Annotated in this window: 20 protein-coding genes; 12 read left to right on the top strand and 8 right to left on the bottom strand. The window is 34.3% G+C overall.

The window, feature by feature from the left end:
* The first annotated feature begins 138 nt into the window (after nucleotides 1-138).
* The 7 genes from SB689_RS19465 to SB689_RS19435 all read left to right on the top strand — a co-directional run bounded on the left by SB689_RS19465 (nucleotide 139) and on the right by SB689_RS19435 (nucleotide 8,597).
* Nucleotides 139-1,299, top strand: a complete 1,161-nt coding sequence (locus SB689_RS19465; protein ID WP_410693744.1) for a GlmU family protein — start codon at nucleotides 139-141, stop codon at nucleotides 1,297-1,299.
* Nucleotides 1,300-1,397: 98 nt separating this feature from the next.
* Complete coding sequence (locus tag SB689_RS19460) at nucleotides 1,398-1,907, top strand: RNA polymerase sigma factor (RefSeq protein ID WP_066754654.1); 510 nt, start codon at nucleotides 1,398-1,400, stop codon at nucleotides 1,905-1,907.
* On the top strand, nucleotides 1,882-2,562 hold the full coding sequence (locus SB689_RS19455; protein WP_410693743.1) for a hypothetical protein: 681 nt from the start codon (nucleotides 1,882-1,884) through the stop codon (nucleotides 2,560-2,562). Before SB689_RS19460 ends, SB689_RS19455 begins: the two co-directional genes overlap by 26 nt.
* A gap of 67 nt (nucleotides 2,563-2,629) precedes the next feature.
* The gene (locus tag SB689_RS19450) at nucleotides 2,630-3,910 is read left to right on the top strand and encodes a DUF4252 domain-containing protein (RefSeq protein WP_410693742.1); all 1,281 of its coding nucleotides are present in this window, start codon (nucleotides 2,630-2,632) and stop codon (nucleotides 3,908-3,910) included.
* A gap of 13 nt (nucleotides 3,911-3,923) precedes the next feature.
* Entirely contained in the window at nucleotides 3,924-4,427 is a 504-nt protein-coding gene (locus tag SB689_RS19445; protein ID WP_410693741.1) for a DUF4252 domain-containing protein, read from the top strand.
* A 415-nt stretch (nucleotides 4,428-4,842) separates the two neighbouring features.
* Complete coding sequence (gene guaB, locus SB689_RS19440) at nucleotides 4,843-6,303, top strand: IMP dehydrogenase (protein WP_410693740.1); 1,461 nt, start codon at nucleotides 4,843-4,845, stop codon at nucleotides 6,301-6,303.
* Nucleotides 6,304-6,728: 425 nt separating this feature from the next.
* Nucleotides 6,729-8,597, top strand: a complete 1,869-nt coding sequence (locus tag SB689_RS19435; RefSeq protein WP_410693739.1) for a GEVED domain-containing protein — start codon at nucleotides 6,729-6,731, stop codon at nucleotides 8,595-8,597.
* A 167-nt stretch (nucleotides 8,598-8,764) separates the two neighbouring features.
* Here SB689_RS19435 and SB689_RS19430 read toward each other — a convergent pair whose 3' ends face one another.
* The 3 genes from SB689_RS19430 to SB689_RS19420 all read right to left on the bottom strand — a co-directional run bounded on the left by SB689_RS19430 (nucleotide 8,765) and on the right by SB689_RS19420 (nucleotide 11,234).
* Nucleotides 8,765-9,451: a T9SS type A sorting domain-containing protein gene (locus SB689_RS19430; RefSeq protein ID WP_410693738.1), complete on the bottom strand. Its 687-nt coding sequence runs from the start codon at nucleotides 9,449-9,451 to the stop codon at nucleotides 8,765-8,767.
* Between the two features lie 6 nt (nucleotides 9,452-9,457).
* Entirely contained in the window at nucleotides 9,458-10,051 is a 594-nt protein-coding gene (locus SB689_RS19425; RefSeq protein ID WP_410693737.1) for a phage tail protein, read from the bottom strand.
* 112 nt (nucleotides 10,052-10,163) lie between these two features.
* Nucleotides 10,164-11,234: a DUF4407 domain-containing protein gene (locus SB689_RS19420; protein WP_410693736.1), complete on the bottom strand. Its 1,071-nt coding sequence runs from the start codon at nucleotides 11,232-11,234 to the stop codon at nucleotides 10,164-10,166.
* Between the two features lie 227 nt (nucleotides 11,235-11,461).
* On the opposite strand from SB689_RS19420, the gene SB689_RS19415 reads away from it, so the two are divergent.
* The 3 genes from SB689_RS19415 (at nucleotide 11,462) to SB689_RS19405 (ending at nucleotide 14,376) form a co-directional block, all read left to right on the top strand.
* On the top strand, nucleotides 11,462-13,363 hold the full coding sequence (locus SB689_RS19415) for a zinc-dependent metalloprotease (RefSeq protein ID WP_410693735.1): 1,902 nt from the start codon (nucleotides 11,462-11,464) through the stop codon (nucleotides 13,361-13,363).
* A 51-nt stretch (nucleotides 13,364-13,414) separates the two neighbouring features.
* Nucleotides 13,415-13,882, top strand: coding sequence for a DUF6705 family protein (locus tag SB689_RS19410; protein ID WP_410693734.1), 468 nt, complete (start codon nucleotides 13,415-13,417; stop codon nucleotides 13,880-13,882).
* Nucleotides 13,883-13,968: 86 nt separating this feature from the next.
* Nucleotides 13,969-14,376: a hypothetical protein gene (locus tag SB689_RS19405; RefSeq protein ID WP_410693733.1), complete on the top strand. Its 408-nt coding sequence runs from the start codon at nucleotides 13,969-13,971 to the stop codon at nucleotides 14,374-14,376.
* Nucleotides 14,377-14,410: 34 nt separating this feature from the next.
* Here the strand turns inward: SB689_RS19405 and ruvC are convergent, their stop codons facing one another.
* Entirely contained in the window at nucleotides 14,411-14,965 is a 555-nt protein-coding gene (gene ruvC / locus SB689_RS19400; RefSeq protein ID WP_072411035.1) for a crossover junction endodeoxyribonuclease RuvC, read from the bottom strand.
* A 102-nt stretch (nucleotides 14,966-15,067) separates the two neighbouring features.
* On the opposite strand from ruvC, the gene SB689_RS19395 reads away from it, so the two are divergent.
* Nucleotides 15,068-15,559, top strand: a complete 492-nt coding sequence (locus SB689_RS19395; protein ID WP_410693732.1) for a hypothetical protein — start codon at nucleotides 15,068-15,070, stop codon at nucleotides 15,557-15,559.
* Nucleotides 15,560-15,561: 2 nt separating this feature from the next.
* Nucleotides 15,562-16,923: a M64 family metallopeptidase gene (locus SB689_RS19390; RefSeq protein ID WP_410693731.1), complete on the top strand. Its 1,362-nt coding sequence runs from the start codon at nucleotides 15,562-15,564 to the stop codon at nucleotides 16,921-16,923.
* Nucleotides 16,924-16,985: 62 nt separating this feature from the next.
* On the opposite strand, the gene SB689_RS19385 is transcribed toward SB689_RS19390, so the two are convergent.
* The 4 genes from SB689_RS19385 to SB689_RS19370 all read right to left on the bottom strand — a co-directional run bounded on the left by SB689_RS19385 (nucleotide 16,986) and on the right by SB689_RS19370 (nucleotide 21,513).
* Complete coding sequence (locus SB689_RS19385) at nucleotides 16,986-17,504, bottom strand: 2'-5' RNA ligase family protein (protein WP_410693730.1); 519 nt, start codon at nucleotides 17,502-17,504, stop codon at nucleotides 16,986-16,988.
* A 9-nt stretch (nucleotides 17,505-17,513) separates the two neighbouring features.
* Nucleotides 17,514-18,632: a serine hydrolase domain-containing protein gene (locus tag SB689_RS19380; protein ID WP_410693729.1), complete on the bottom strand. Its 1,119-nt coding sequence runs from the start codon at nucleotides 18,630-18,632 to the stop codon at nucleotides 17,514-17,516.
* 143 nt (nucleotides 18,633-18,775) lie between these two features.
* Nucleotides 18,776-21,022, bottom strand: coding sequence for a carbohydrate-binding domain-containing protein (locus SB689_RS19375; protein ID WP_410693728.1), 2,247 nt, complete (start codon nucleotides 21,020-21,022; stop codon nucleotides 18,776-18,778).
* Nucleotides 21,019-21,513 (bottom strand): T9SS type A sorting domain-containing protein, encoded by a 495-nt coding sequence (locus SB689_RS19370; protein ID WP_410693727.1) that lies wholly within the window; start codon nucleotides 21,511-21,513, stop codon nucleotides 21,019-21,021. Before SB689_RS19370 ends, SB689_RS19375 begins: the two co-directional genes overlap by 4 nt.
* Nucleotides 21,514-21,636 lie beyond the last annotated feature (123 nt).

Below are 21,636 nucleotides of genomic sequence, written 5' to 3'. Positions count from 1 at the left end.
TTGTTCTCTATTTAAAATAATTCAGGAAAATTTTATTTGTATTTTTGCATTAAGTAGAAATTAACTAAAAAATGAAATAATAGATTTTATTCCATCTACTAATTTCTAACGACTAACTTCTAACATCTTATATAAAAAATGCAATTAGTATTTTCAGATGCGCAATATTGGGAAGATTTTCTTCCGCTTACTTTTACCCGTCCCATCGCCGAAATGCGATGCGGAATTCTTACTTTCTCCGAAAGGTGGCAGAAAATTTTAGAAAACACAGAAATTTCTTATTTCACGGAAAATTATTTGCAGCAAAAATTTAAAAATCCGGAAGAAAAAGAAAGTCTTTTTTTAGTCACTAATTTTTTACCTACTGAAAATGTAATTCAACAAATTAAGGATTTGAAACAAGGTGAAGCTTTGGTTTATGAAGACGAATTGGTCGCAGCAAAGATCAATATGAAAGATTTTTCGCTTCATCAGATTGAAAAAATGACGGATATTAAAGAAAAACTTATTTTCTTTAAAAAACCAACAGACTTATTTACTTATAATGATAAAGCAATCGATTTTGATTTTGAATTGCTTACAAAAGATAAAACTTCTCAGGAACTTTCTTCAACTAACGGATTTTTGGGAGATAAAAAAGACCTGTTCATAGAAGAAGGAGCGCAAGTTGAGTTCTCAACAATCAATACAAAAACCGGGAAGATCTACATCGGTAAAAATGCTGAGGTGATGGAAGGGTGTAATCTTCGTGGACCTATTTCATTAGGAGAAGGCTCTAAATTTCATTTAGGTTCTAAAATTTACGGAGCTACAACTATTGGCCCTCAATGTAAAGTGGGTGGTGAAGTTAATAATATCATTATTTTTGGATATTCGAGCAAAGGTCATGACGGTTTCATTGGAAATTCTGTGATCGGGGAATGGTGTAATTTTGGGGCAGATACAAATTCATCCAACCTTAAAAATAATTATGGGCACGTAAAACTTTGGAACTACAGAACCAAAGCTTTTGAAGATACAGGATTGCAGTTTGCGGGTTTAATTATGGGTGACCATTCTAAAACTGCGATCAATACTCAATTAAATACTGGAACCGTTGTCGGTGTTGCTTCTAATATTTTCAGAGAAGGTTTTCCTCCCAATCTTATAGAGAATTTTTCTTGGGGCGGATTTAAAGGCGATGAAAAATTTAAATTAGATAAAGCTTACGAAGTTGCAGAAAAAGCAATGGCAAGAAGAAAAGTGCCTTTAACAGACGATGATAAGGCTATTTTGAAATATGTTTTTGAAACATATTAAACGATTATAAATTAAAACTTCAACATTTTTGAAGTTTTTTTTATTTATGATGTAATAGAATACAACTTTTAATTGTCTTACTAATAGAAACAAAACTCATGACCCAAGAAACTTTTAAGGATACGGTATTCATTCTCAAAAATGAGATGTATCGCTTTGCGAAAAGATTCGTCATGAGCAGTGATGAGGCAGAAGATGTGGTTCAGGATCTGATGATTAAGTTCTGGCAGAAAAAAGAAGAGCTGGCGCAATTTGGAAATTTAAAATCCTATGCATTGAAGGCCGTCCGGAACGAGTGTTTGAACAGGCTAAAGCATCACGACGTAAGGCAAGGGTTTGCAGATCTGCAATTGCATCGATCGGAGCTTTACAGTATGGAAGTGAATAATTTAAAAGAACACATTATAGGTTTTATAAATCAACTTCCGGAGAAACAAAAAATGGTGATCCATTTGAAAGATGTAGAAGAGTATGAAGTTTCTGAAATTTCTGAAATGCTGGAAATGGAAGAAAATGCGGTAAGAGTAAATCTTATGAGAGCAAGACAAAAAGTAAAAGAACAAATCTCACAACTGATGAATTATGAACAACGACAAATTTCAAGATAAATACGACGAAGTCTTCCAAAATATAAAGGAAGAAAAAATGGACTGGGATTTTGAAGATTTCCTTCAAAAAGCAGAAGGCGGAGAATCTGAAAATAAAGAGACTCCAATTATTCCGCTTCAAACGAAAGCTAAACCTTCTTTCCCGAAATGGTTTTGGATGGCAGCAAGTGTAGTTTTGCTTTTCGGAATTGGGTTGATTTTTAATTATAATCAAAAATCTAATGTAGAAGATCAGGCGAAACTTGTTGAAAATCAAATCAAGCAACAGAAAAAAGATTTCATCGAAGAAAATAGTGATCATCAAACTCAGGTTGCAGTGAATCATGTAAACGATACGATTCCCGCAGCGAAAAAAGATTCGATCTTTCAGGAAAATTCTGTGGCAGAGAAAGATGTTTTAGATCAAATTCTCCCAAAAAGAGGAAGATTGAAAAAAGAAAGAAGACCTCAGTTTGTAGACAATTCTTCTTCTAAAAAATATGATTCTTCTAAAAAAGATTCTTCAGGTTACAAAGACTCGTATGTTATTGTAAACGGAAAAAAGATCGAAAATGTAGAAGAAGCTATTAATGTGACTAAGTACTCATTTCAGATATTTGCAAATAACGTTAGTGAAAAATTAGCACAGCCCAAAGTGATGGACGACGATTATTAACCTATAAAACAAAGATTTATGAACCTGATCAGGCATTAATCACCTCAGTAAAAATAAAAATTGACTCATGAAAAAAATATTGATAATATTCGCATTTGCTTTTTCCCATTTCTATAATGTTTATGGGCAAGGAGACAAATTTGATAAACTTTTTGAAAAATATCAGGAGGTAGAAGGTGTAACTTCTATCAAGATAGCAAAACCGATGTTTGGAATGCTCAGCAGTCTTAATATTGACGATGCTCAACTGGATCAGATCAAGCCGTTATTGGCGAAAATCAACGGATTAAAAGTCCTGATCACAGAAAATCCGGAGAAAGCCAACAGTCCGGAAGGTAGACAAATTCAGAACAATCTTACGGAATTAAGGAAAGATGTTTCTTCTTATCTTAAGAATTTGAATTACAGCGAAATAATGTCTGTAAATAACTCCGGAGCGAAAATAAAGTTCCTCTCTTCGGAGGCCAAAGACGGAATTTTGGATGATCTTTTATTAAGCATCAACAGCGACACAGGAGAAAATATCCTTGTTATGCTGGACGGGAAACTGTCGATGGATGATGTTAATAAGATCATTAATTCAAGTGAAACGAAATCAAATACGATAAGTCACACGAGAAATACTCAGACTTCGGATAATAATCCATCGTATTTGAATGGTGAAGCCAGAAATGTAGGTGAGTTTTCAGGAATTAATGTAAGCACAGGTGTAAATGTGGTTTACAAACAGGAAAGTCCAACCAACATCAAAGTTATTGCTGATGCTGACAAGCTTCAATACGTAATTACCAAAGTTGAAAACGGTATTCTGAAAGTTTACATTGATAATAAAGGAGTGAAAAATTTAAGATTTAAAAATTTAAGTGTAAATGTTTCTTCTCCAAGAATGAGTGAGATAAAAACCTCTTCAGGAGCTAATTTTTCAACAGTAAACGCTGTTAATGAAAATAATCTTACGATTGATGCTTCTTCAGGATCTACCATTAAAGGAAAATTCAATGCCTCTAATACAATGAATGTTGAAGCAACCTCAGGATCAAATATTAAGGCTGATCTTAATGCTAATAACTTTGCATTGAAAGCTTCAAGCGGTTCTGATACCAGCTTTGAAGGAGAAGTTGCCACAGCGGTATTTGATATAAGTAGTGGAGCGCTTTGTAAGGCAGAAAATTTAAGATCAAACAATGTTGTGGCAGAGTCTACATCAGGCGGAAATCTTTCTATAAATGTTACCACCAAATTGAAAGTGAAAGCATCTTCTGGAGGTTTGGTAAAATATAAAGGAAATCCTGAAATTGATTCAAATATCAGCAAAATGTCAGGTGGAAGCTTAAAACCGATCAACTAAAAATCTAATTGCCATGAAAATTTTTAAAAACATTTTTTTAATTGCCTCTACAATGTTTGTGTTGCAATCATGTATAGGTGGTTCTCGCAAACCTGATATGGATTTTTTCAGCAACACTGATTATGATTTTAAAGGAGCGAAGTTTGAAAGTTTTAATGTACCGATGTTTTTGGCTAAACCTTTCATTAAAAAAGCTTTAAGAGAAGATGACGGAAATGAAGAATTAGTAAAGCTTGTAAAAAAAGTTTCTAAAATTAAAGTATTGACCGTAGAAAATGGCGACCAGGCAATGTTGAAAGATTATGCTAAATATTTAAATAACAACAATTACGAAGATTGGGCAACTATAAAACACGATGGTGATAACGTAAATATCAGAGTAAAGCAAACAGGAGAAACCATAAAAAATATGCTGATAACAGTAAACTCCGATAAGGAGTTGGTTTTTGTAGATGTAAAAGGTAGCTTTACCACAGATGATATTTCAAAAATGATTAATTCTGCAACAGATAAATAAATTTTTTAAAACCCTTCATATACTCAATTATTTTGTACAGGAAAACCGTTCTTTTTAGGGCGGTTTTTATGTTTAGGATATTAAATATTTTATTTTATTTATTGAATTTAATTAAAATTTTGCGCGTAGGATTAAATTAACATTAAAATAATAATGAAAAACTTGTTTCTATGTATTTCTAGCGTATTTTTGCAGAAAAATAATCAACTATAGTTTTTTGATATAGCAAATGAAGTTTTCATCATATTCAGAATAAGTTAACCCTTATATATTCAAGTTATTTTGTACAAGAAAGGCCGTTCCTAATAAGTTCGGTTTTTTTCATTTAAATTATTGATTATTAATTTTTATTTAAACTATTGAATCGCCCTTTCATATCTCGTTCAAATAGCCTAATTTTGCAAAGAAAGTAAAGATGTCTATTCATAACAAAATTGTAGAGGCAGCCATCACTTTCGATGACGTTCTTCTAGTTCCTTCTTATTCAGAAGTTTTACCTAACCAGGTTTCATTAAAATCAAGACTTACCGATAAAATAACGCTGAATGTTCCGATAGTTTCTGCTGCAATGGACACAGTTACTGAAGGTGACCTCGCTATTGCTTTGGCAAGAGTCGGAGGTTTAGGTTTCATTCACAAAAACATGACGATCGAAGAGCAGGCTGCACAGGTTAACCGTGTAAAGCGTTCTGAAAACGGAATGATCTCAGATCCTGTTACCCTTTCAAAAGATCATACTTTGGCTGAGGCTAAAGAAACGATGAGCAGATATAAAATCTCAGGTTTACCGGTTGTAGATGCTAATAATGTATTGATCGGAATTATTACCAACAGAGACGTAAAATATCAGGAAAACCTTGATATGAAGGTCGAAGAGATCATGACGAAAGAAAATCTGATCACTTCTGATAAAAATACCAACCTTGAGCAGGCAAAAGAAATTCTTCTTAAAAGCCGTGTTGAAAAACTTCCAATCGTAGATTCTGAAAATAAATTGGTTGGTTTGATTACCATTAAAGATATCGACAATCAATTAGAATATCCAAACTCAAATAAAGATCAAAAAGGTCGCCTTATCGTAGGTGCCGGAGTTGGTGTTGGAGAAGATACAATGGATAGGATTGCAGCATTGGTAAAAGCTGGTGTTGATATTATTGGTATTGATTCTGCTCACGGACATTCTAAAGGTGTTTTAGATAAAATCTCTCAAATCAGAGAAGCTTATCCAGACTTAGACATCGTTGGTGGAAATATCGTAACAGCTGAAGCTGCAGAAGATTTAATTAAAGCTGGAGCAAACGTTCTTAAAGTAGGTGTTGGTCCGGGCTCTATCTGTACAACGAGAGTTGTTGCGGGAGTTGGAGTTCCTCAATTATCTGCTATTTACAACGTTTACGAATATGCTAAATCTAAAAATGTAGCCGTAATCGCTGATGGAGGTATTAAACTTTCAGGAGATATCGTAAAAGCTATTGCAAGTGGAGCAGGAGCAGTAATGTTAGGTTCACTTTTAGCTGGAACTGATGAAGCTCCGGGAGAAGAAATTATCTTCCAAGGTAGAAAATTTAAGTCTTACCAAGGTATGGGAAGTCTCTCTGCAATGAAGAGAGGGGGAAAAGAAAGATATTTCCAAAGTGAAGCTAAGAAATTCGTTCCGGAAGGAATTGAAGGTAGAGTTCCTCACAAAGGAAAATTGGAAGATGTAATTTTCCAATTAACAGGAGGTTTAAGAGCCGGAATGGGATATTGTGGTGCTAAAGATATTGAAGCTTTACAAACAGACACCAAAATGGTAATGATCACAGGAAGCGGATTGAAAGAATCTCACCCTCACGATGTTATCATCACTCAGGAAGCTCCGAATTATTCTTTATAAGAAAATTTTAAGAGATAAATTAAAAGCCACACAATTTGTGTGGCTTTTGTGTTTTTAATGATTGCTTCGGTTGGAATTATCAATAGAAGCAAGCTTTAGAAACTAAGTCAATGAATTAATTACATTAAGCAGGATTGCATTAAGATTAAAACATTGCACTTCTAATATCATATTTTAAAATTTTTACGATGTTAGTCATTAAATTGATAGAATTTTAGTTAAAATTAGTCATTAACATCCAAATACTTACTAACGACACCTTAAATTAATTTTAACATAAATATAATATTGGTGTAACAAATCAAAAATAATGGGGACATATTGTAAATATTTTGATTGTTTTAACCAATTAAATGAATTTTTAAAGGGTTGTAACAACATTATGTAAATAATATTAAATTTGAATACGTTTAAATTAGAAAACAATGAAGAGAATTTTCCTTTATGGGGCGCTTGTGTTATCCGTTTCATTAACTGCACAACAACAAAGATGGTGTGGTTTTGATCAAACAATACAAGAACAGGACAAAGCTAATCCTGGATTAAGACAGACTTTTGATAAAATTATTCAAAAGGTTCATGCTGAAAAGAAGAATAATTCTTCTTCAGCGTTTGGGAAGACGGTAAATGGAGTTTATGAAATACCTGTGGTAGTTCATTTAATTTACCCGTCTGGTGCGGCAGTTGGAAGTACTTATAATAAAACTGATGCTCAGATCCAAGCATGGCTTGATCGTGCAAATCAAATGTATGCAGGAACATACGCTTGGCCGGCTGCTGGTATACCAGCTGATTTTGGACAGGCTCAAGTATTTCCTATCAAATTGGTATTGGCAAAAAGAGATCCAAACTGTAATGCAACAACAGGTATCGTAAGATATGATGGTGGAACATTAGCTGGATATAATGCATCTGGTATGGCTTATACAACCGCAACTGGTGCAAGTAGAGCAGCTATCAAAGGATTGGCTCCACACTGGCCGGAAGCATCTTATTTTAATATTTATGTAATCAGTATGTTTGATGCTGATCCTACACCTAATGCAGGTTTAATGGGGTTCGCAGCATTCCCGAACAATCTTGATGCAAACTACGAATCGTTCATGAAGTCAGGCGTTGTTACCAATGCTCATGACACTACTTTCGCTCACGAATTCGGACATGCGATGGGACTTTATCACACTTTCCAAGGTGGAACTTACGATGCTGTTCCTGGTGCTGCTGATTTCTGTCCGCCAACTACTGGTGTATGTGCAACTGATGATGATGGGGTTTGTGATACTGAAAGAGCAGGAAGTGGCTATACATTATGGCCGGTACCTACAAATTCTCAGCTTAACCCTTGTACAGGTGTAAACTATCAAGGTGTACAATACAATATGATGAATTATTCTAACTCTGTTGCTCAGAAATTTACTTCAGGTCAGGGAGATAGAATTAATGATTTATTTATGTTGATCAGAAGTAGCTTAACAACTTCAAAAGGAGCTACAGCCTTACCTGCAACTCCGGTTGTTACTGGAACTCCGGTTGCTGCTGCTTGTACGCCTCCGGGAGTTACTACTCCGGGAAGTTATTTGGTAGGACCAACTTCTGTTAAACTTGGTCAGATCGATAATTCTTCAGCTGGTTATTGGGCTGGAGCACCTTCTTATTATATAGATTATACTACACAAACATGTAGAGCAAATAGTTTTACAGAATTATTAGTTACTCAACAACAAACTATTCAGGTTGGATTTGTGAATAACGACCAATCGGTTAGAGCTTGGATTGATTATAACAACAACGGAACATTTGAAACATCAGAATTGGTAGCTTCAGGTAATGATGTTGCTGTAGATGCTAACGGACAAGGATTATTGAGTGCTACATTCACTGCTCCTGCTTCAACAGTATTAAATACGCCTTTAAGAATGAGAGTTATTGCTGATGCTCCTAACAACCCGGCTACAATGACTGCATGTGGACAATTAGCTTACGGACAGGCAGAAGATTATACTGTAAAATTTGTTACTACTTTAGGAACTGCTGATGTAAAAGCAAGTGATAATGACTTTGTAATTTATCCTAACCCAAGTGTTGCTGGAGATAAAGTATTTATTAAAGCTAAAAATGCTAAAAATCTTGACGTTACAATCTCTGATATGTCAGGAAGATTAGTAGCAACTCCAACTTTAACACAGGAAAGTAACGGAACTTTCAGAGTAAATCATAACCTTGAAAAAGGAGTTTATATGGTTCAGATCTCTAACGGGAAAGATACTAAAACTGCTAAATTGATTATTAAATAATTATTTTAAAATCAAAATATCCAAAGCCTCTATTTTATAGGGGCTTTTTTGTTGTCTTAAATATTTTGGTCTAATATTTTTGTTGAAAATTTAGCTATTCTCTATTTTTAAAACTAAAAAAGCTTCCGGAATTTCCGAAAGCTTTAATTAAATAGAAATTTAATCTTCTATTTCTTCACGAACTTAAATTCATGAATTTGAGAATCTCTAGTATTTATCCTTAGTAAATAAACTCCCGAAGTTAATTGTGATACATTTATTTTTTTGCTGAATGCTTCTGATACTACCAGTTGCCCAGCCATGTTGTAAATATGAAAAGATTCCGCTTTTTCAATACCTGAAATACTGATGATTTCTGATACAGGATTAGGGAAAATCTGGATTTTTGTTTTTGTAACGTCTGATGATGTTCCTAAGGTAGAAGTATGAACATCTCCTGTCATTGTAGAGTTTGCCGATGTAAGGCTTCCTCCACATTGTCCGGTTGTGATTGCTGTATTTTCAACCCAAGTACCGATTGTGTTGGCTGGCGGATTTACAAAAGCACTGTTTCCGGTAGAGTTGTAATAAATAAGGTTCGGACTTGCAAAAGTACCATTTCCTTCATCTGCTAAAAACTCCCATCTTGTTAAAGTATTGTTCCATTGAATTTTAAATTCACAAGTTCCCAAACCTCCACAAGGCTGTCCGTCAACAGGTGTTGTAATATAGATGCCTTTTCCATAGGTGTCAACTCCTGTTTTAGTAAAGGTGAAAACCTGGTCATCAAATAAATTATAACAGCCCTTAAAGGTTATTGTCTGCGCAAAAGCTGAGCTTCCGAGCGCAAGACATAATAAATATAAAGCTTTCATAATCTATTAAAATTGTGATGGGAAAACTCCTTGTAACGAAATAATACATTTCAAAGTAAGGAATGGTGGTCTGTTTTCGTGTGGTTGATTTCCTCCTGTCGGATTTACCATTGTACTTTTCATTGTAGTATTGGCAGTAGCATCAGAATATTCTTTATCTAATAATTTTGTATCTGCAGGAAGTGCGTTTGTTGGACTATTTTGGTTTCCTTCAGCCGTTACAGCACTCACGGTGTGTGAGTGAGAAGGCATTTGTGTTACTAATAAGGTAACAGATTCTGAACCGCCGGTTTGTCCCATGGTATAATTCGTAGGACCTCCCGTAGCCTGACCTTCGTGAACAAGCATTCTTCCTCTCATATCAGGTAATGCAAAAGTAGTTGTTCCATTTCCTCCATATTGAGTTCCTAAAAGAGAAAAAAGCGCCTGATTTTGTGAAATTGCTAATAATTGTCCGTTACATGCTGCCCAGTTTTTAGGGACAAAATTATAAGGTACGAAAGCTATTTGTCCAAGAAAAGGTTCTGATGCTTGGGCTTTTAAGGTAGGTGTAAATGCACAGCTGATAAGCAGTGCGCATGCAAATGTAAAGTTTTTCATGATAATCAAGTTTAGTGGAGTAAAGTTAAATAATATTTTACATATTTAGATTATTAAAATAAAAAACCTTTCAGAGTTAACTGAAAGGTGTTATTGTGTTAAAATAGTTGTTCTATTTATGTAGGTTATCTTTAAAATCTTCTATCCTAAAATCGGTGAGCGCATTTCCTTTTTCAATTTTTTCTTTGGAGTACAATCGGAAGTCATTTTCAGTTTTTTCCAGAAGATGATCGTAAGGGCCAACAGCTGAAATTAGCTTTACCAACACAGGCGAAATTTCAAGACAAATGAAAAGTCCCATAATGAAAGCAGCTGCTAATCCGATAATGGCTGAATTTTTTCCTAATTCATCCAAAGCCTGCAGTCTCGCTGCAAAACCGTTGAATTTATCTTCAAAAGTTTCTGTTGATTTTCGTTCTGTTTCTAGATTGGTATAAACTTTTGAAATCTCTTTATCCAGATATTCCAGTCGCGGAGAAATTTGTTTCTGATAATTTTCCAAATCCTGTCTGCGCTGTTCTTTAAGCTCTTGTTTACGTTTTGCATTTGGCCCAAAACCTTCTTTTCCACTCGTTAAACCTGATTGTTTTCCTAAAATCTCTTTTTCTAATTCTACAGCAGCAGAATCATATGATTTTTGATATTGAACAACCTTTTCCGAGATTTGTTCCTTTTCTGTTTCAAAAGGACCACTTTGTTGAAGGATTCTTCCATTCATTTCTCCTTGAAGCTGTTTTTTATTTCTCTGAATAATGGTATTCAATTGTTTATTAACTTCTTTTTCAAAAATTTTAAGTTCTAAAGGTTTAGAAATAATAATTCCCAAAAAAGTTGCTAAGATCAAACGTGGAATTGCCATTAAGATCTGATTCCACCATGTTCCTGTTTTTTTAATTGAGGAAACAATGTAACGGTCAAGATTGAAGATCATCAGTCCCCACAAAATTCCAAAACCAATGGATGCCCAAATATTATCAAATACCGTAAACATTGCATAACCTGCCGAAAGTGTTGCAAAAACAGCAGTAAAAAGTACGATCCCTCCGATCCCTGCAAACTTGTTCCATTCGCTCGGTGTTTTTCGTAGAATATGGATGTTTCCTCCGGAGCAAACCATCAGAAACTTCTGGAACCAATTTATCTTATGATTCACCTGATTTATAGTTTGTTGATTATTTTTCATTATAGAAAATTTATACAAAAGTAATACTAAAAATCGTACCAATGTTAAAGATAGTATTATGTTTTACCAAGTATAATCATTTTTGTATTTAAAATATTGTAAATCAGAGTTTTATATTTTTGATTTAATTATAATAAAAATTCCTTTCTTTTTATTGAGATTTTCAATTTGCATTTTAATAAAAAAAACATAGTTTTGTAATAAATAAAATAAGAAAAAGTATAAGAATGAAAAGAATTATTAGTTTTTTTGCGTTAATGGTTTTTATTAATGCATTTTCTCAAAATCAACAAAAAGAATGTGGTTTTGATGTAATAATGAAGAAAATGGATAACCGTTATCCAGATTTAAAGAAAAAAAGAGAAGAAGCTGATGCTAAGTTTGCAAGTATCGATAAGCAATCAAGTTTAAATAAATTTGGAGCAACAACTTCTTGGAATGCTTTATACACAGGACAGGTTTATGAAATTCCTGTTGTAGTACACGTGATTGAATCTCAGGCTACTGCAAACGCAAATTTAGCCTTAACAGATCAGGAAATTATCAACTGGATCGACAGAGCCAACAAAATGTATGCTACAACATACGGAAATGGTTTCTATGCTGAAGGTACAGGGCCAACAGGAGGAGCGGTAATGCCATTTAAACTTGTTTTGGCTAAAAGATCTCCTAGCTGTATGCCTACATCAGGAATCATAAGATATAACGGAAGTACACTTCCATCATATGACACATACGGAGTAAAAATGCAAAGTAATAATGGAGCTGCTGATTATGACATTAAAAATCAATTGGCTCCGCACTGGCCGGAAACATCATATTTCAATATTTATGTAGTTACAGGTTTTGACGGTCAGCAGCAATTATCTTACGGATTAATGGGATATGCAATGTTCCCGGATGCTTATGATTACAGCTATGAAAGTTTTATGAAAGTGGCTACCATTAAAAATTCTAATGACACGACGCTTACGCACGAGTTGGGACATGCATTTGGTCTTTATCATACTTTCCAGGGAGTTTCTTATACGAGCCAGACCACTTGTCCTGTAAATAATAACTGTGCAACAGATGGCGACAGAGTTTGTGATACTTCACCTTCAAGAAGTATGTATGGTGTTTCTGTTCCGAATAATACAGCTACAGATCCTTGTACAAGTCAAAACTACGACGGGACACAATATAATATTATGAATTATACCAATGTGGAACGTAAATTTACAGACGGACAAAGAGACAGAGCGGTATTAATGATGATGGAATACAGAAAGAATCTAATGAATTCAATTGCAGGAAAAGATCCTTCTGTAGTTGTTACTTCTCCGGTTTCTGTTGTTGCAGCTCAGTGTAACCCTGCAGGAACGGCTCACCCAACCAATAATAACTTTGCGATTGGACCTTATAAAGTGAGTTTTGCATCGATCAGCAGTACAACAAACGGATATGATTCTGATGAGGTGGCGCCAATTTATTACGCTGATTATTCTACGGCAACTTGTATTAGACCTGCATATTATACAGATATCAACTCAAATTCTAGTACTCCGTTGAAAGTGACGTATATGAACGGATTTAGCCAAGCTGATAAATTCAGAACAAAAGTTTGGATTGATTATGACAATAGCGGAACTTTTGAAACTAGTGAATTGGTGGTGAATAATACTTCTGCAACTGCGATGGCTTCGGGAGCTGTTGTAACGCTTACCAATAATATTACTCCACCTGCTTCTGCTGTAAAAAACACTTATTTAAGAATGAGAATTGCGGTAGATGCAGCAACATTTGCTTCAGCAGCGCTTCCTGATTTTACGGCTTGTTCTCAATTGCAGTATGGGCAAATGGAAGATTATGCAGTGAAGATCTTAGACGTATTAGGTACTTCTGAGGTTAAAGACAATTCAGATGCTAAAATTGTGTATTCAAAAGCAGATAACAAGCTTACGCTTGTAGGAAGTAGAAACAATATATTTGGAGATTATCAGATCTATGACCTTAGTGGAAAACTGATCCAAAAAGGAATTTCTAAAACAAATGAAGTTCAAATCAATCAAGAGTTGGTAAAAGGAGCTTACATCATTAATTATTCAGATAAAGATCAAAAAGGATCTAAGAAATTTTTAAATAACTAAATTACCAGAAGCCCTTTTTAATTAAAGGGCTTCTTTTTTTTATCAAATGACATGGAGAAAATTATAAGTATTTTGTTACTGTGCATATTGATGACCAATTGCCAGTCTCAACAGAAAAATAAGCAAGTAAAAAATAAGCCTACAATATCAGTAAAAAGCGATGTGGAATATTTTTTAGGAACATGGAAATTTGTAGAGAAAAATTATCTTGACGGAACTGAAAAAAAGATCTATCCACTTCATGAGTGCATGAAAAAATACAATCTTGTTTTCGAAAAAGAAAAAGGAAGTATATTTTTAACTAAAAATTATGCTACAGGTAAAGATTGTTCTGTTAAAAGTTCTTCAGATAAAATTTCGGTTACTATAAATCAAAGTTCTTTTTCCTATTTTGATGCAGATCTAAAAAAGCTCGAACAATATAAAATACTTTCAAAAGATAAATTTTCAATCGTTTATAGTGATATTCTTGACGGTAAAGTAAGAGATATTGAAGATGTTTACGAAAAGAAGAAATGATTTTTAAATTAATGATATTCAGTTGTTTGGTTCTTTTAATTTAAATAATCTTATCTTTAAGTATCAAATCACCAAAATCTTTAATTATGAAAAATTTAATCGTACTTTCATTAAGTTCATTCCTATTATTAATTTCTTGTAATAAAGAGAAAACAATTGATGACGAATTAAAAGAGGCTGCAATTAGTATGAACAAGCTTACTCCACAGATTCTAAATGATGGAATAAGGCTTGATAGCGTTTCCGCAGAACCGAACAGAGTTTTCAAATATAATTATACATTGACTCAGGATGTAAAAGAAAATGTAACAGAAGAAGAGATCAATACCTTTAAAAAAGAAGCAAAAGAAGGAGCGGTTAATGCCATTAACACATCTGCTGATATGAAGGAATTTCGCGATAATGATGTTACGTTGAAATATTTTTATTACGACAAAAATGGAAAACCGACAGCCGATTTTTCTGTCACTTCCTCAGAGTATAAAAAGAAATAATTTTTACTTAAAAATAATTAAAAAATCCGGATGCTTATTTCAAGCGATCCGGATTTTGTTTTAAAAAGCTGTCCCAACCCGTGTAAGATTTGTCACTGCTTATCGTTCCTGAATTAAAGTGATGGCAAACCGCAACCGCCAGTCCATCGGATGCATCCAGATATTTTGTGGGAAATTCTTTTAATTTTAATAAACTTTGAAGCATTCCTGCAACCTGTTCTTTGCTGGCATTTCCGTTTCCGGTGATGGCCATTTTTATCTTTTTCGGTGAATATTCTGTAATCGGAATATTTCTGTACAGACTTGCAGCCATCGCTACACCTTGTGCACGACCTAATTTAAGCATACTCTGAACATTTTTTCCAAAGAACGGAGCCTCTAGAGCTACTTCATCAGGGTGATATTCGTCGATTAATGCCAATGTTTTATCAAAGATATATTTAAGCTTGGTTTCGTGGTTCGGATATTTTTTTAATATCAATTCATGAATCGAAACCATCTCCATATTGCCTTTTTTAACGGAAATAATGCCGAAACCCATAATAGCAGTTCCGGGGTCTATTCCTAAAATTATTTTTTCTGAAATCATCACGTCAAAGATATGACTTTCATTAATTCTTAACGATGAAAAAATTCAGACGAAATATTAAAGTTTTACCAAAAACTTCTTAACTTAAACAAAAAAATAACTATGAAAAACGTAATGATCTTTTTTATGTTTCCGGTCTTTCTGTTTTGTAATTTTTTACAAGTGAAAGACTTAAAGGAAAAAGGAGTTGTTGAAAATGAGAACCCAGCAACCGTAAAAGACAGAATTGCTTATCTTTTTTTTAAAGTTGAAAAAAATAATTCAGGAGCAGAAAAAATAGTTTTGGAAGATCAAAAAATCATGGAAGGAAGATTAAAATCTAAACCATCTTTTGATATCAATTCAGCTAAAACAGGAGATTTTATTATTTCTTTAAATGATGCCAGCGGAAAGGAAATTGTAAAACAAATCGTAGGAGATCCACTAAATCCTGAATTAGAAAGATTTGGCGAAGAAGGATTAAGCAGAAATAAAGTTTCTCTTCAAAATGCAGAATTTAGTGTAAGATATTCTCATTCCGAAGAAATAAAAGTAGTGAGAGTTGAGAAAGTAACAACCGATGGAAACCAATTATTATTCACCCAAAAACTATAATCATGAAAAAAACTTTACTTTTCCTGTTCGTCAGCACATTTTGCTTTTCTCAGGTCTTCGATGTAGTTCCACTTTTGCAAAGCGGGTCAAATGATCAGCGAATTAATATCGCGGTTTTAGGGGACGGATTTACGGCTACTCAACAGACCAATTTTGTTTCTTCGGCGCAGTCTACAATCAATTATCTTTTCACAAAAAGTCCTTATACAGAATATAAAAATTATTTTAATGCTTACGGTATAAAAGTAATTTCTGCAGAAACGGGGGTAAAACATCCCGGGACTGCAACAGATGTTACAGAGCCAGTAATCCCGGTTTCTAATCCGAATAATTATTTGGGTTCTTCGTTTGATTTTGGGGTTCACCGATGTATTTACAGCAATTCTACAAATAAAGTTGCACAGGTTTTGGCAGCCAATCTTCCGGATTATGATATCACCTATGTTCTTGGTAATTCTACGGAATATGGTGGATGTGGTGGAACGTACGCCTTTGCTTCATTAAATGCTTCTGCGAATGAAATCGTTGTTCACGAATTAGGACACTCATTCGGAAAGCTTGCCGATGAATATTGGTTTGCCGGCTCTGGAGAATCTCCAAATAAAACGCAGACCTCAAATCCGGCAACGATTAAATGGAAAAATTGGGTAGGTGTAAATAGTGTTGGAGTTTATCCTTACACAGAAAGTCCGTCTTGGTTCCGTCCGCATCAAAACTGCGAGATGAGGTATCTGGACAGACAATTTTGTTCTGTCTGTAAAGAACAAATTATTGAAAGAATCCATTCTCTGGTTTCTCCGGTTGATTCTTATACCCCTGCAAACAGCAGTTCTGTAAGTGCGAATACGAATGTAACATTTACGGTGAATGAAATTCTGCCAATTCCAAATACATTGGTGAATTCATGGACATTGAACGGAACTCCACTTGCTTCTACAAGCAATTCATTAATTGTAACTCCGAGCCAATTAAATAACGGAAATAATACACTACTTTTTTCGGTGACGGATAATACAACTTTGGTGAATGTAACTGGTCACAGCACTGTTCACTTTACCAATGTAAGCTGGACGTTGAATAAATCTACTCTTGGAACCTCAGAAATAAAAGCTGCAGAAAGAAGATTCAGCATTTATCCTAATCCTGCAAACAGTGAGTTTTATATTAAAGGGAAACAGGATTTTTCAAAGAATACCAAAGTCGTTTTATATGATGCTTCAGGTAAACTGATTCCAGTGAAGTATGAAATGAAAGACTCTTCAACAATATTTGTTGATATTAATAATTTGATCATTGGAACTTATACTCTAAGTGTAACTCAGGATAAAGAATTGATTATTTCTCAAAAAATAATTAAGGAATAATTTTGGTTAAATAATAAATTGAATCGGCTTACAAGGCCGATTTTTTTTGTTTAATAATTGATTTATTCTAGCTTTTTCTCAGCAATAGGAACCCATTTTCCATCATGACGGAGTAGTATGATTTTGTCAACTATGAATTTAGTTTTATATTCTTTGTTTTTATAAACATCAAGTGCTTTCAGATAATTATCAAAGCTTAAATCTCTGTAACCAATCGTTATATGAGGATTAAAATTATATCTGATGAAATTAAAATGCTGTTTTACTCTGTTGTAAAGTTCAGTTAAATGCTCATTGCTTTCGGGTTTTACAAAAAGGACTGGGCTTTTATTTGGAAAGCCATCAAAACCATTTAATGTAATTTCAACCGGAGAAATAGTGGTATCAATTTTCTGAAAAGCAATATGAATATCTTCTTCTAACTCTATTTCTCTATAAAATGGAGGAAACAAAGTGATATGAGCATCATTTTTTAATGCTTTTGAATTGTTATAGTTTAATGCTAAATCCTGTTTAAATATTTTCACCTCATCAATTATCTGCTGAGGTGGATAAATGGCTATGAAATAAAGCTTTTTCATAAATTAAATTTATGAAACTATTTTTTGTGAAATTGGTACTTTCATTTCTTTTCCTAAATCAATCACCGTATTTTCAATTCCATCCGTAATTTTCTTGATCTCAATGTGAGGTCTGAAAATCGAGCTTTTTCCTTTTTCTTCATCTGCAATATTGGATAGGATAATAACGGACGTTTTAGTTTCGGGATAATAGATATTCAGAGAAGGAGAGCCTTTGATATATCCGCTGTGGAAATAGGCTGTAGGTTTTCCGAGGTTCAGCATAATTCCATAGCCGTAACCCATCTTTCCGAAGATCTGATGTTGTCTTTCTGAACTTTTGGCAATGAATTTTTGAAGAGTTTCCGGATTTAAAATTTTCCCATCATACAAAGCATTATTCCAGGTATGAAGATCCTGAATGGTCGAAAGAATGCCTCCTGCGGGAGTGCCGATTTCTTTTCCGCCTAATCTTTTAGGCATATTTTTTATTTCTTCAAAGTTTTTATCGTTTCCAAGATAAGCTCCGGCAAAATCAGTTCCTTCAAAAATATTTCCTGTTGAAGAACTGTTCATGCCTACTTTTTTGAATAAATTCAAAACATTTTCATCATAAGATTTTCCTGAAACCGTCTCAACTATTTTCCCTAAAGCATTAAATCCATCATTGGAATAGAAAAAACTAGAACCACTTTTAAACATTAATTTTCCGCCAAACAAATTCAATCCTGAAGTATGATTTAAAAGCTGATGAATTGTAATGTTTTCGTATTCTTTGGTCTGAAACTCCTTTAAATATTTTGAAACTTTATCATCGACTTTCAGTTTTCCCTGTTCCATTTCAAGTAAAACCATCACCGCCGTAAATTGTTTACTCACAGAACCAATAGCAAAAACGGTATTATCATTGATCTTAGTTTTAGTTTTAAAATCTGAAAAACCGTTTTCTTTTTGATAAAGCTGAACAGAATCTTTGAAGACAGCAACACTTCCATTAAAGTTATATTTCTTAAAAACGGAATCTATTTGTTGTTCAAACAATTTTTTTTCAAAAGCCGTGATCGTAGAATCTATAATCGTGTTTTTGTCAATTGGTTTTGCTGCTATCTGTTTGATTATATTTTTCTCACATGAAATTAAAGTAATCAAAAAAAATAGAATTGCGGAAAAATAATAATTTTTTTGTGTCATTTGGGTTTAAATAATTTTTTAAATCAACATTGTTCTTCAAAAATAAGAAAAACCTCTTAATTTCACTTAAGAGGTTTTGAGTAAATATATAAATTGCAAGATTAAAAACTAACTGTATTTACCGTATTTGTGGCTGAGGTTGTAAATGTATTTTTCAACGTTCCGCCTGCAGTAGAGTAGGTTCCGCCTGTGTAAAGTCCCCAGCCTGTAGAGCTTCCAACATAGCTTCCTCCGGTATAAGTTCCTCCGAAATAGACTTTATATTGAGTGTTTTTCACAAGATTCGGACTTGAAAAATGGAAATAATAAACGCCATTTTTAGGTTTAAAAGTCACCATTTCTGTTCCTGCTGCATTTTCGATATGTAAAACTGATGAAGTTGCCAACTGCGAGCTGGATTTTAAATATAATCCGACTTGCGTAGAAGCCGCCCCCATTGCTTTTGTCATGTTTGAGTTAGATCCTGCAGAGATCAGAAGTCCGCCGTTCATTAAGAAAGTACCGTTATAATCAATTCCTTCTTCGGGTTGGCTTGTCGGGCCGTTAACAATGGTTGTTCCACCTGTAATTGTAATATTTCCGTTGCTGTCGATCGCATCACTTCCTGCTACGATATTTATTCCGCCTGTGATGTATAAATGACTGTTATCATTGGCTTCTGTTCCTCCAGAAACGGTTCCGTAGGTTGCATTAATTCCGTCATTAGATGCTGTGATGTTATTAACACCGCCTGCAAAGGTAATAATCGGGGCTTCCACACCTTCTCCAACACCTGAAGTTGCCGAAATTGCTGAAACTGTATTGGTTCCTCCATTCACAGTCACAGAAGTATCAGAATGAATTCCGTCATCCGTTGAATTGAAAATATTATTTCCATTATTAATTATAATTGCACCCGTTGCCACCAATGTTTTCGGATGACTGTAATCTGTTCCCGAAACTAAAAATCGGGCTCCTATTGTTTTAATATTTAAAGTAGGGCTGCCTGTGGTGCTTCCGATAGTTATGGTTCCGTCTGCTTTTAATCCTTTTCCGCCTGTTCCTGAGCTTGTCGTCGTTACCGAACCTGCATTGATCAAAAGATTTCCGTCAGCAGAAATCGCAGAAGATGAGTAAGAATCTAAAACTCCTGTTGTATTGGTATACGTTGCACCGTTTCCTGCGGTCGTAATCGTTACATTTCCGTTATTGATCGTGATATTTTGATCCGCAGAAATTCCTTTTCCTCCGTTGGCTGTTGAGGTCAATGTTAAATTTAAAGTTCCTGCATTTACAATAACATTGGCATCAGTTTTTATTGCAGTAGAATAAGATGGATCATAACCTGTTCCCGAAGCTGTAAGAACTGCCGCTCCAGAAAGGATTGCTGTAATATTTCCTCCGTCAAAAGTGATATTTCCTTTAGAGCTGATGGCTTTAGACTGAGCACCTGTTAAATTTAAATTAAATGTTCCTCCCGAAATTGAAATGGTAGAAGTTCCGGTTTTAATAGCTTTAACATCTGCAGAAGCCAACGTTGCCGTCACATTTCCGCCTGAAATTGAAACCGCAGTATCTCCGGCATCAATCGCGTCTCCCGTTGCAATAATGTTTACCGTTCCGTTGCTCATTGTATAACCTTCTGAGTGGAATCCGTCTGAGGCTGCCGAAAGAACTTTAATGGTTCCGTTTTGTACTTCGATTCCGGATGAGGTAGAAATTCCGTGTTTTTTGATTCCTTTGATATTTAAAGTTCCTGTTCCTGCGAATATTATTTTTCCGTCAGTTTGTAGTGTTCCATTTTTTGTGCTTGAAGAACTGTCTGTTAAAGAATTTGTTGTGCCTGACTGTAACGTAAAAGTATGTGTTTGAGCTCCCGTGATATTAATTGCAGGGCCGGAAGCATTGGTAATATTGAGATTATTCATCACAAAATTGGCAGGAAGAGTAGAACTCATGGTTAAACTTCCTGTGGTGCTTGTTCCGAGTAAATTATATTCTAAATTACTTATTGTTGCGGTTGAAACAACATTCACGGTTCCGCCTGTTGCGGTAATATTTACACCTTGTGAAGCGTATGGATTAATAATAGTCGCATTTTCCGTTCCTTTATAAATAATGTAAATTTTAGTAAGATTTACGGACGTTGAATAAAATGTAATACTGTCAACGATAGATTTCGGTATATCTAAACTTCCCGTATTTCCTGTGATATTAAATTTTGAATAGTTCGTGTCAAATTTAATACTATCCACAATCGCTGTCGCCGAAGCAAACATATTGTTGCCGGAATTATGAACGACAATATTCTGAGCTTTTATTCCAAAAGATAAAAGCATTGCTATAATGAAGTAGAAGTGCTTTTTCATTTTTTAATTAATTTAAGGGTTGCATTATTTACCTGTACCAAATAGAAACCTTCGTTCAGCGTACTGATGTTGATGTCTTCATTAGGCTGATATGTTCCTGTAAGAACCAATCTTCCTGTTGCGGAATATATTTTTACATTTAATTTTTCCTTTTTGTCAGACGTAACTCTGATAAAATCTGAAGTCGGATTTGGGTAAAGGGTAAGCTTCGATTTATTTTCACCAATTTCCTGAGTGGAAAGAGTAGAAGCGGTGGTAAAAGTAATTTTTCGGATAATATTGGTAGGTATAGAGATGTTATTTGCGGTCCCATTTGTTTTCACCAATAAATTGCTTCCGGAAAAATAGAGTTTTCCTGTTGTCTCAATGCTGTAATCTTGGGTCGAGCCAGTGTAGTAGGTGACTTTTATTCCTGTTTGCGCAAAAGAGAAAACAGCAAACAAAAGCAAAGACAGCGACACCGTTTTACTTAAAAGTTTTAATATTTTCATTGTTATCTTGATTTTATAAAATCAAAAGTAAAGTGTAATGAACAATGAAAAAAGATTTTGAGGTAAACAGCAAAAATGTGTCGGTGAATGCAAATAATTAAACGATTTGTCTAATTCTTTAAT

The sequence above is a fragment of the Chryseobacterium sp. SIMBA_038 genome, assembly GCF_046535115.1.
Classification (GTDB): domain Bacteria; phylum Bacteroidota; class Bacteroidia; order Flavobacteriales; family Weeksellaceae; genus Chryseobacterium.
The sequence above is the reverse complement of the archived record's forward strand: the minus strand, read 5'-3'. Positions and strand labels throughout refer to the sequence as shown.

What these genes read in the sequence shown, in the direction of transcription:
- SB689_RS19430 (WP_410693738.1), bottom strand. Translation starts at nt 9,451, where the DNA reads ATGAAAGCTTTATATTTATTATGTCTTGCGCTCGGAAGCTCAGCTTTT.
- SB689_RS19420 (WP_410693736.1), bottom strand. Translation starts at nt 11,234, where the DNA reads ATGAAAAATAATCAACAAACTATAAATCAGGTGAATCATAAGATAAAT.
- SB689_RS19465 (WP_410693744.1), top strand. Translation starts at nt 139, where the DNA reads ATGCAATTAGTATTTTCAGATGCGCAATATTGGGAAGATTTTCTTCCG.
- SB689_RS19425 (WP_410693737.1), bottom strand. Translation starts at nt 10,051, where the DNA reads ATGAAAAACTTTACATTTGCATGCGCACTGCTTATCAGCTGTGCATTT.
- SB689_RS19370 (WP_410693727.1), bottom strand. Translation starts at nt 21,513, where the DNA reads ATGAAAATATTAAAACTTTTAAGTAAAACGGTGTCGCTGTCTTTGCTT.
- SB689_RS19455 (WP_410693743.1), top strand. Translation starts at nt 1,882, where the DNA reads ATGAACAACGACAAATTTCAAGATAAATACGACGAAGTCTTCCAAAAT.
- SB689_RS19460 (WP_066754654.1), top strand. Translation starts at nt 1,398, where the DNA reads ATGACCCAAGAAACTTTTAAGGATACGGTATTCATTCTCAAAAATGAG.
- SB689_RS19395 (WP_410693732.1), top strand. Translation starts at nt 15,068, where the DNA reads ATGAAAAACGTAATGATCTTTTTTATGTTTCCGGTCTTTCTGTTTTGT.
- SB689_RS19415 (WP_410693735.1), top strand. Translation starts at nt 11,462, where the DNA reads ATGAAAAGAATTATTAGTTTTTTTGCGTTAATGGTTTTTATTAATGCA.
- SB689_RS19450 (WP_410693742.1), top strand. Translation starts at nt 2,630, where the DNA reads ATGAAAAAAATATTGATAATATTCGCATTTGCTTTTTCCCATTTCTAT.
- SB689_RS19390 (WP_410693731.1), top strand. Translation starts at nt 15,562, where the DNA reads ATGAAAAAAACTTTACTTTTCCTGTTCGTCAGCACATTTTGCTTTTCT.
- SB689_RS19445 (WP_410693741.1), top strand. Translation starts at nt 3,924, where the DNA reads ATGAAAATTTTTAAAAACATTTTTTTAATTGCCTCTACAATGTTTGTG.
- SB689_RS19375 (WP_410693728.1), bottom strand. Translation starts at nt 21,022, where the DNA reads ATGAAAAAGCACTTCTACTTCATTATAGCAATGCTTTTATCTTTTGGA.
- ruvC (WP_072411035.1), bottom strand. Translation starts at nt 14,965, where the DNA reads ATGATTTCAGAAAAAATAATTTTAGGAATAGACCCCGGAACTGCTATT.
- guaB (WP_410693740.1), top strand. Translation starts at nt 4,843, where the DNA reads ATGTCTATTCATAACAAAATTGTAGAGGCAGCCATCACTTTCGATGAC.
- SB689_RS19405 (WP_410693733.1), top strand. Translation starts at nt 13,969, where the DNA reads ATGAAAAATTTAATCGTACTTTCATTAAGTTCATTCCTATTATTAATT.
- SB689_RS19435 (WP_410693739.1), top strand. Translation starts at nt 6,729, where the DNA reads ATGAAGAGAATTTTCCTTTATGGGGCGCTTGTGTTATCCGTTTCATTA.
- SB689_RS19410 (WP_410693734.1), top strand. Translation starts at nt 13,415, where the DNA reads ATGGAGAAAATTATAAGTATTTTGTTACTGTGCATATTGATGACCAAT.
- SB689_RS19385 (WP_410693730.1), bottom strand. Translation starts at nt 17,504, where the DNA reads ATGAAAAAGCTTTATTTCATAGCCATTTATCCACCTCAGCAGATAATT.